This window comes from Sphingomonas sp. 66-10, from assembly GCF_001897045.1.
Classification (GTDB): domain Bacteria; phylum Pseudomonadota; class Alphaproteobacteria; order Sphingomonadales; family Sphingomonadaceae; genus Sphingomonas; species Sphingomonas lycopersici.
The window spans coordinates 16875-25293 of record NZ_MKRR01000009.1 but is presented as its reverse complement, the minus strand read 5'-3'; the positions used below and the strand labels follow the sequence as shown (position 1 = coordinate 25293).

General features: G+C 68.5%; 9 protein-coding genes. 2 read left to right on the top strand and 7 right to left on the bottom strand.

Translation table 11 applies throughout. The features are described from left to right. Both BGN95_RS01465 and BGN95_RS01460 read right to left on the bottom strand, forming a co-directional pair. A partial coding sequence (locus tag BGN95_RS01465) for a TGS domain-containing protein (protein WP_286771397.1) occupies positions 1-1011 on the bottom strand: 1011 nt, incomplete at its 3' end. 334 nt (positions 1012-1345) lie between these two features. Continuing rightward, on the bottom strand, positions 1346-1720 hold the full coding sequence (locus BGN95_RS01460; protein ID WP_179513205.1) for a glycine zipper 2TM domain-containing protein: 375 nt from the start codon (positions 1718-1720) through the stop codon (positions 1346-1348). Between the two features lie 135 nt (positions 1721-1855). Here BGN95_RS01460 and BGN95_RS01455 point away from each other — a divergent pair, with 135 nt between their 5' ends. Beyond that, positions 1856-2827, top strand: a complete 972-nt coding sequence (locus tag BGN95_RS01455) for an esterase-like activity of phytase family protein (RefSeq protein ID WP_286771396.1) — start codon at positions 1856-1858, stop codon at positions 2825-2827. 101 nt (positions 2828-2928) lie between these two features. Here the strand turns inward: BGN95_RS01455 and rpmB are convergent, their stop codons facing one another. Then, entirely contained in the window at positions 2929-3222 is a 294-nt protein-coding gene (gene rpmB / locus BGN95_RS01450; protein ID WP_179513207.1) for a 50S ribosomal protein L28, read from the bottom strand. A 153-nt stretch (positions 3223-3375) separates the two neighbouring features. Here rpmB and BGN95_RS01445 point away from each other — a divergent pair, with 153 nt between their 5' ends. Beyond that, a complete protein-coding gene (locus BGN95_RS01445) occupies positions 3376-3804 on the top strand; it encodes a nucleoside deaminase (protein WP_265314076.1) in 429 nt (142 codons plus the stop codon). Positions 3805-3922: 118 nt separating this feature from the next. Here the strand turns inward: BGN95_RS01445 and BGN95_RS01440 are convergent, their stop codons facing one another. The 4 genes from BGN95_RS01440 to BGN95_RS01425 are packed head-to-tail and all read right to left on the bottom strand — an operon-like array spanning position 3923 to position 8389. Next, the gene (locus BGN95_RS01440; protein ID WP_286771395.1) at positions 3923-4375 is read right to left on the bottom strand and encodes a MaoC family dehydratase; all 453 of its coding nucleotides are present in this window, start codon (positions 4373-4375) and stop codon (positions 3923-3925) included. Between the two features lie 2 nt (positions 4376-4377). After that, positions 4378-6309 (bottom strand): acetyl/propionyl/methylcrotonyl-CoA carboxylase subunit alpha, encoded by a 1932-nt coding sequence (locus BGN95_RS01435; RefSeq protein WP_286771394.1) that lies wholly within the window; start codon positions 6307-6309, stop codon positions 4378-4380. Next, a complete protein-coding gene (locus tag BGN95_RS01430) occupies positions 6306-6776 on the bottom strand; it encodes a nuclear transport factor 2 family protein (protein ID WP_286771393.1) in 471 nt (156 codons plus the stop codon). The genes BGN95_RS01435 and BGN95_RS01430 overlap by 4 nt, the downstream gene beginning before the upstream one ends. Before the next feature lie 11 nt (positions 6777-6787). Continuing rightward, entirely contained in the window at positions 6788-8389 is a 1602-nt protein-coding gene (locus BGN95_RS01425; protein ID WP_286771392.1) for a carboxyl transferase domain-containing protein, read from the bottom strand. Positions 8390-8419: the final 30 nt, after the last annotated feature.

Here is an 8419-nt window from a genome sequence, read left to right as displayed (position 1 = left end):
CGGTATTGGGCTATTGGGCACTTCGTCGGGGATGACGAACATATTCTCGCGATATTTGCCCCAATGGCCCGATTGCTCCCACTGGCGCGCGTCCATCACCTGCGGCGTCTTGACCTCGCGATAGCCCGCGCCGTCGATCGCGCGGCGCATATAGGCTTCCAGCTCGCGCCAGATGATATAGCCCTTGGGGTGCCAGAAGACGCTGCCGTGCGCCTCGGCCTGGAGGTGGAACAGATCCATCTCCTGCCCCAATTTGCGGTGATCGCGCTTGGCCGCCTCCTCCAGCCGGAAGAGATGCTGGTCGAGCTGCTTCTTGTTGAGCCAGCCGGTGCCGTAGATGCGCGAGAGCATCGCGTTCTTCTGGTCGCCGCGCCAATAAGCGCCCGAGACGCGCGTCAGCTTGAACGCGTCCGGCGCGAGCTTGCCCGTCGAGGGGAGGTGCGGGCCGCGGCACATGTCGAGCCAGTCGTCGCCCGACCAATAGACCGTCAGCTCCTCGGCGTCGGGGAGCTCGGCGGCCCATTCGGCCTTGAACGTCTCGCCCTGCTGCTTCCAGCGGCTGATCAGCTGTTCGCGCGACCACACCTCGCGGCGCAGCGGCTTGTCCGCGGCGATGATCGCGCGCATCCGCGCCTCGATCGCGGGCAGGTCCTCTTCGGTGAACGGGCGGTCCTTGGGGGCGAAATCGTAATAGAAGCCGTCGTCGGTCGCCGGGCCGAAGGTGATCTGCGTCCCCGGAAACAGTTCCTGCACCGCTTCGGCCAGCACATGCGCATAATCGTGCCGCGCAAGCTCGAGCGCGTCGGCCTCGTCGCGCGCGGTGACCAGCGCGAGCTTGGCGTCATGCTCGATCGGGCGGTTGAGGTCGCGCAATTCGCCGTCGACCCGCGCGGCGAGCGCCGCCTTGGCGAGCCCCGGCCCGATCGCCGCGGCGACATCCGCCGGCGTGGTGCCGAGCGGCATCGCGCGGACCGAGCCGTCGGGCAGCGAGATCGAAATCATGTCGTTCATGTGAGGTCCTGTCGGTTCTGGCGGGCTTATGCACATCGTGGCGCCCGGGGGAAAGCGGCAGGAAGGAGAGGGCGGGCGCCTTGCTCTCCCCGTTCCCCGGGGAGGCGCCCGATCGCGGTCAGCCGACGCGCGTCAGGGCCCCCGGGAAGCCGGGGGTGGTAGTGGTCGGCCGGGATCGCATGAGGCGGCGCATGCGCGCGATATAGCGAAGCCGCGCGCAAACGACAACGGGCCCGACGTCTCCCGGTTAAGGGGGAAGTCGGGCCCGCGCCCTCGGTAAGCTACTGGAGGGAACTCGATACGCTACGCGAGTTAACCGGGCTGCCGCTCAACTTCAGCGGCAGTAACGGGGATTGTCCGAGCGCTCGATCGCGCGGCCGGCGAGCGCGCCGCCGACGCCGCCGATCAACGTGCCGGCGAGGCGATCGCCGCTATTGTCGATCGTGCGGCCGAGCAACCCGCCGGCGATCGCGCCGAGCACCGTGCCGGTGCCGCCGTTCGAGCAGCGACGGTTGCGGTAATAATGGCGGTTGTCGTCGTAACGACGCGCATTGTAGCCGCGATCGTAATAACCGCGATCGTAACCGCGATCGTAATAGCCGTTGTTGTAGCCGCGATCGTAATAACGCTGCGCATTGGCGGCGGTGGGGGTCATGGCGGCCGCACCGATCGAAAGCGCGACAGCGGCCAGCGACAGTTTCTTGAACATCTTACGTCTCCCGATCGAAGCCTCGCCAGTGGAGGGTCCGCTTCGTTGAAACCGTATCTGCGCGATTCGCGGCGAACCGATCCTGAATGCGTCGGTTATCGACCGTTCAGGGTCCGCGCGGCTATCGGGGGCGGGATGCGCCCCTTGTTGTTCCCGATCCTTGCCGTGCTCGCGGTGGTCCCCGGCTGGAGCGGGATCGATCCGGTGACGCGGCTCGCCCCCGGCGCGGTGGTGCGCGTGGTGCGCTACGTGCCCGAGGGCGGCTGGCCGGCGCGTATCGGGCGGCTGGAGCCGGTCGGCGCGGTCACGCTGTCGAGCGCGGCGCCGGGGTTCGGCGGGTTTTCGGCGCTGGCGATCGAGCGCGGCCGGGCGACCTTGCTGGGCGATTCGGGCAATTGGCTGCGGCTGCGCATCACGCGCGGCGCGGCCGCGGTGGAGACCGGCGCGCTCGGCGACGGGCCGGGCAGCGGGTGGAGCAAGGAGGATCGCGACAGCGAATCGCTCGCGATCGAACCGGCGAGCGGGCGGGCGTGGGTCGGCTTCGAGCGCGCCAATGCGATCTGGCGCTACGATGCCGCTTTCCGCCACGGCGAAGCGCACCGCGCGCCGCATGAGATGGCGAAATGGTGGGACAATAGCGGCGCCGAATCGCTCGCGCGGCTGCCCGACGGGCGATTCGTGGTGATCGCCGAGCGCTGGCGCGGGGCGCTGCGCCCGGCGTTGCTGTTCGCCGGCGATCCGGCCTCGCGCGCGACGCCGGTGGCGCGCTTCTTCTATCGGCCGCCGGCGGGATATGATCCCAGCGACGCGGCGGCCTTGCCCTCGGGCGATCTCTTGGTGCTCAACCGGCGGCATCTCGGCTGGCTGCGCTTTTCGGCGAAGCTGGTGCTGGTGCCGCGCGCGGCGATTCGCGCGGGTGGGGTCGCGTCAGGGCGCGAGATTGCGACGCTCGCGGCGCCGGTGGTCAGCGAGAATTGCGAAGGGCTTGCCGTGTCGCGCGAAAATGGCGCGACGATGCTGTGGATCACCACCGACAATGATCAGATGGCGTTCCGGCGAAGCTATCTGATGAAGTTCCGGCTGCGTTTAGCCACCCGCTCGGGCTGAGCTTGTCGAATCCCGAACGGTGGGAAGGAAAACGCCACACGGCCCGCCCTCCGCTGGGGAGGACGGGCCGCGTGTAACGACGAGCGGTTCGTCGTGAAGCGTCAGGCCGCGACGGCGGCGCGCTTCTTGACGATGTCGCGCTTCAGGCGGCGGGCGCGCAGCGACAGCTTCTCGTCGCTGGTCTTGACCAGCCAATTGTCGAGACCGCCGTTATGCTCCACCGAGCGCAGGCCGTGGGTCGAGACGCGCAGGCGCACGCTCTTCTCCAGCGTGTCGGAGATCAGCGTCACGTTCTGCAGGTTGGGCAGGAACGTCCGCTTGGTCTTGTTGTTCGCGTGGGAAACGTTGTGCCCCACCTGCCGGCCCTTGCCGGTCAGCTCGCAGATGCGCGACATGATCTTGATCCTGAATTCGGTTGCCCGGAAAGTGGGCGCCCCTACCGCGACCCGGCGATTTCGTCAACCCGATGGCGGGCAATATCGCATGATCGCTGGCCGAGCGCGGCGCGGCGCATTAGGCGGGGGGCGATGTTTCCGCTCCCGCCCCCGATGCGCGCCGCGCTCGATGCCGCCGCTGCGGCCGCTGCCGCGGGCGAAGTCCCGGTCGGCGCGGTGGTGATTCGCGACGGTGCGGTGATCGCCACCGCCGCCAATGCGCCGCGCCGGCTGCACGATCCCACCGCGCATGCCGAGATGCTGGCGATTCGCGCCGCGGCGGCGATGTTGGGGCGCGAGCGGCTCGAGGATTGCGACCTGTGGGTCACGCTGGAGCCGTGCGCGATGTGCGCCGGGGCGATCGCGCACGCGCGAATCGCGCGGCTCTATTATGGCGCAGCCGACCCCAAGGGCGGCGCGGTCGAGCACGGTCCGCGATTCTTCGCGCAGCCGACCTGCCACCACCGGCCGGAAGTGTTCGCCGGGATCGGCGATCGCGAGGCGGGGGAGCTGCTGCGCGATTTCTTCGCGGCGCGGCGCTAAAGCGGCCGACATCCCGTTTTATGTCGTCATGCCGGACTTGATCCGGCATCCACAGCCACAAGCGATTTCCCCTGCGATTCTGGATGCCGGGTCAAGCCCGGCATGACGTTAGGACGGATCAGCCCGGCCGCCGCTTGAGCAGCGCCGAGCGCTCGCACTGGCACACCACCTGATCGCGCTGGTTGATCAACTGGTGGGTGAAGGTGACGATCCCCGCATCGGGGCGCGATTTGCTCTCGCGCAGGCCGGCGACCTCGCTGGTCGCGCGCATCGTATCGCCGATGAATACGGGCTTGGGCATGACGAGCTTGTCGTAGCCGAGGTTGGCGACGAGCGTGCCGAGCGTCGTATCCCCCACCGACAGCCCGACCATCAGCGCGAAGGTGAAGGTGCCGTTGACGAGGATCTGCCCGAACTCGCTCGCCTTCGCCGCCTCGAGATCGAGGTGCAGCGGCTGCGGATTGTGCGTCATCGTCGAGAACAGCAGATTGTCGGTCTCGGTGACGGTGCGGCGAATCTCATGCTCGATCCGGTCGCCGATCTGCCATTGGTCGAAATAGCGGCCTGCCATGATTATTCTCCCGCCCGCTCGACCCGCGCGAGCAAGGCGCCCTCGCTGACCTGCCCGCCGGCATAAGCGTTCAATTCCGCGACCGTCCCGTCGAACGGCGCGACGAGCGAATGCTCCATCTTCATCGCCTCCAGCGTGAGGAGCTTCTGCCCCTTCGTCACGCTGTCGCCCGCGGCGACCTCGACCGCGATCACCCGCCCCGGCATCGGGGAAAGGATCGCGCCGTCGGCGGCGGTGCCCGCGGCGGCGCCCGACACCCGCGCCGGGGCGGCGAGGAACGACAGGCCGTCGTCATTGACCGCCACGCCGTCGTCGACCGGCTCGGCGACGACCGGCGCGCTGCGCCAGTCGGCGGGCAGATCGACGACATGCGCGCGCCCGTCAACATTGACCGCGGTGCGCAGATTGGTCGCGGCATTGAGGCGGAAGCCGATCGCGCCGCGCCACGGCTCGCGCTGCGGCGCGCCGAGCAGATCGCCGTCCTCGGGCGAGACCAATGTCGGCTCGCCGTAATATTCCTGCACCAGCAACGCGGCCGCCGCTTGCTTGAGCATATCGTCGGTCGGCTCGGCCGGGGGGAGCAAGGCATCGCCCTTGGCGGCGATGAACCCGGTGTCGATCCGCCCGGCGCGGAAATCCTTGTCGTCGAGCGCGCGCCACAGGAACGGCGCGTTGGTCTTGACCGGGAAGATGTCGGTCGCGGCACAGGCCCGCGCCAACGCCTCGCACGCTTCCTCGCGGGTTTCCTCGTGGACGACGATCTTGGCGATCATCGGATCGTAGAAGCCGGTGATCTCCGCGCCCTCATAGACCCCGGTTTCGAGCCGCACACCCTCATGCTCGCGGAAGATCTCCAGCCGCCCGGTCGAGGGCAAAAACCCCTTCGCCGGGTCCTCGGCATAGAGCCGCGCTTCCATCGCCCAGCCGTTGATCGACAGCTCATCCTGCTGCTTGGGCAGAGGCTCGCCGCTCGCGACGCGGAGCTGCCATTCGACCAGATCGACCCCGGTGATCTCCTCGGTCACCGGATGCTCGACCTGCAGCCGGGTGTTCATCTCCATGAACCAGATGCCGTCGGCGCGGAGCCCGGTCGAGGCGTCGGCGATGAACTCGATCGTCCCCGCGCCGACATAATCGACCGCGCGCGCCGCCTTGACCGCCGCGTCGCAGATCGCCGCGCGTGTCGCCGGGTCCATCCCCGGCGCGGGGGCTTCCTCGATCACTTTCTGGTGGCGGCGCTGGAGCGAGCAATCGCGCTCGAACAGATGGACGACATTGCCGTGGCTGTCGCCGAACACCTGCACCTCGATATGCCGCGGCGAGAGGATATATTTCTCCAGCAGCACGCGATCGTCGCCGAACGACGATGCCGCCTCGCGCTGGCATGACAGCAGGGCGTCGGCGAAGTCGGCCGCCGCATCGACCTTGCGCATCCCCTTGCCGCCGCCGCCGGCGACCGCCTTGATCAGCACCGGATAGCCGATCGCATCGGCCTCGGCCTTGAGCCGATCGGGGTTCTGGTCGTCGCCGAGATAGCCGGGGGTGGTGGGGACGCCGGCTTGCTGCATCAGCCGCTTGGCGGCGTCCTTCAGCCCCATCGCGCGGATGCTGGCGGGTTTCGGCCCGACCCACACCAGCCCGGCGGCGATCACCGCCTCGGCGAAATCGGCGTTTTCGGAGAGGAAGCCATAGCCGGGGTGGATCGCCTCCGCCCCGGTCGCCTTGGCCGCTGCGATGATGTGTTCGCCGACGAGATAGCTTTCGCGCGCCGGCGAGGGGCCGATATGCACCGCCTCGTCGGCCATGCGGACGTGGAGCGCGCGGGCGTCGGCGTCGGAATAGACCGCGACGGTGCGGATGCCCATCGTGCGCGCGGTGCGGATGACGCGGCAGGCGATCTCGCCGCGATTGGCGATGAGGAGCGACGTGATCATGCCGCGCACCCCGTCGTGCGCTGGCTCCAGGTGACGTTGAGCACCTTCCATGTCCCTCCTTCGCGCACCAGATCGAAATGATCATAGCCGCAGTGATGAATCTGCCCGTTGACCGTGACGGTATAGGGCGCCCAGACCATCGCGACGTTGCCGTCGATCTCGATCGCCGGGGTGCCGAGCCGTTCCTCGACCTTGTCGCCCGAGGGCTTGAGCCGTGCGGCGAAATCGGCCCAGCGGAACGAGCGCACGCCGGGTTGCGCACCCTCGCTCGCGACGGTGGCGCTGCCTTCGGGGCGGGTTACGCCGAGCACCGCATTGCCGTCGCCCGTGCCGATCGCGCCGAGCAACGCCTGGATCGGCGCCATCACCGCTGCATCGTCGTTGGCGGGCGGCGGCAGCGCGGTGCCCTTGACGATCGGGGCGACGGGGGTGACCTGCAGCAGCAGGGCGAACAAGGGGGTGATCATCACCTCTCCCATCACATGCGGAATATGCCGAAGCGCGGCGCTTCGGGGATCGGGGCGTTGAGCGTCGCGGCGAGCGCGAGGCCGAGCACGTCGCGGGTCTGCGCGGGATCGATGATCCCGTCGTCCCATAGCCGCGCGGTGGCGTGCCACGGATTGCCCTCGTCCTCGTAACGCTGGCGGATCGGCGCCTTGAATGCCTCGGCCTGTTCGGGCGTCCAGCTATCCGCATCGCGGTGGACGGTGGCGAGCACGCTCGCCGCCTGCTCGCCGCCCATCACGCTGATCCGGCTGTTGGGCCAGGTGAACAGGAAGCGCGGGCTATAAGCGCGGCCGCACATCCCGTAATTGCCCGCGCCGAAGCTGCCGCCGATCAGCACGGTGATCTTGGGCACGGTGGCGGTGGCGACCGCGGTGACCAGCTTGGCGCCGTGCTTGGCGATCCCCTCCGCCTCATACTTTCCGCCGACCATGAAGCCGGAGATGTTCTGGAGGAACAGCAAAGGGATGCGCCGCTGGCATGCCAGCTCGATGAAATGCGCGCCCTTCACCGCGGATTCGCTGAACAGCACGCCGTTGTTGGCGAGGATCGCGACCGGCAGCCCCCAGATATGCGCGAAGCCGCACACCAGGCTGGTGCCGTAGAGCGCCTTGAACTCGTGGAATTCGCTGCCGTCGACCAGCCGCGCAATCACCTCATGCACGTCATAAGGCGCGCGGACGTCCTGCGGGATGACGCCGTACAATTCCTCGGCTGCGAATCTGGGTGCGCGCGGGGTCTGGCGGTTGACCGTCGCGGGCGTCTCGGGCTGGAGCGTCGCGACGATATCACGGACGATCGTCAGCGCATGTTCGTCATTCTCGGCGACATGATCGACCACCCCCGATTTGCGGCCGTGGGTCTCCGCGCCGCCCAGCTCCTCGGCGGAGATTTCCTCGCCCGTCGCCGCCTTCACCAAAGGCGGGCCGGCGAGGAAGATCGTGCCCTGATTGCGCACGATCACCGTCTCGTCGGACATCGCCGGGACATAGGCGCCGCCCGCGGTGCAGCTCCCCATCACGCAGGCGATCTGCGGGATGCCCTTGGCCGACATATTGGCCTGGTTGAAGAAGATCCGCCCGAAATGCTCGCGATCGGGGAATACCTCGGCCTGATGCGGCAGGTTCGCCCCGCCCGAATCGACGAGATAGATGCACGGCAGCCGGTTCTGCTCGGCGATCTCCTGCGCGCGCAGGTGCTTCTTGACCGTGAGGGGATAATAGGTCCCGCCCTTCACCGTCGCGTCGTTGCACACGATCATGCACTGGCGCCCCGAGACGCGGCCGATCCCGGCGATCATCCCCGCGCCCGGCACCTCGCCGTCATAGAGATCGCAGGCGGCGAGCTGGCCGATCTCGAGGAACGGCGAGCCCGGATCGAGCAGCCGCTCGACGCGATCGCGCGGCAGCAATTTGCCGCGCGCGGTGTGGCGCTCGCGGCTACGCGCGTTGCCGCCGAGCGCCGCCTTGGCGACATCCGCGCGCAGCCGCTCGACCAAGGCGCGATTATGCGCGTCATTGGCGCGGAAGTCGGCGCCGTCCGGCGACAGCTTGGTGTCGAGGACGGGGGCGCTCACGCCGCGCCCACCAGTTCGCGACCGACCAGC

Bases quoted from the DNA above. Each gene is read 5' to 3' on its own strand.
- BGN95_RS01460 (WP_179513205.1), bottom strand. From the start codon at position 1,720: ATGTTCAAGAAACTGTCGCTGGCCGCTGTCGCGCTTTCGATCGGTGCG.
- BGN95_RS01455 (WP_286771396.1), top strand. From the start codon at position 1,856: ATGCGCCCCTTGTTGTTCCCGATCCTTGCCGTGCTCGCGGTGGTCCCC.
- rpmB (WP_179513207.1), bottom strand. From the start codon at position 3,222: ATGTCGCGCATCTGCGAGCTGACCGGCAAGGGCCGGCAGGTGGGGCAC.
- BGN95_RS01445 (WP_265314076.1), top strand. From the start codon at position 3,376: ATGCGCGCCGCGCTCGATGCCGCCGCTGCGGCCGCTGCCGCGGGCGAA.
- BGN95_RS01440 (WP_286771395.1), bottom strand. From the start codon at position 4,375: ATGGCAGGCCGCTATTTCGACCAATGGCAGATCGGCGACCGGATCGAG.
- BGN95_RS01435 (WP_286771394.1), bottom strand. From the start codon at position 6,309: ATGATCACGTCGCTCCTCATCGCCAATCGCGGCGAGATCGCCTGCCGC.
- BGN95_RS01430 (WP_286771393.1), bottom strand. From the start codon at position 6,776: ATGATCACCCCCTTGTTCGCCCTGCTGCTGCAGGTCACCCCCGTCGCC.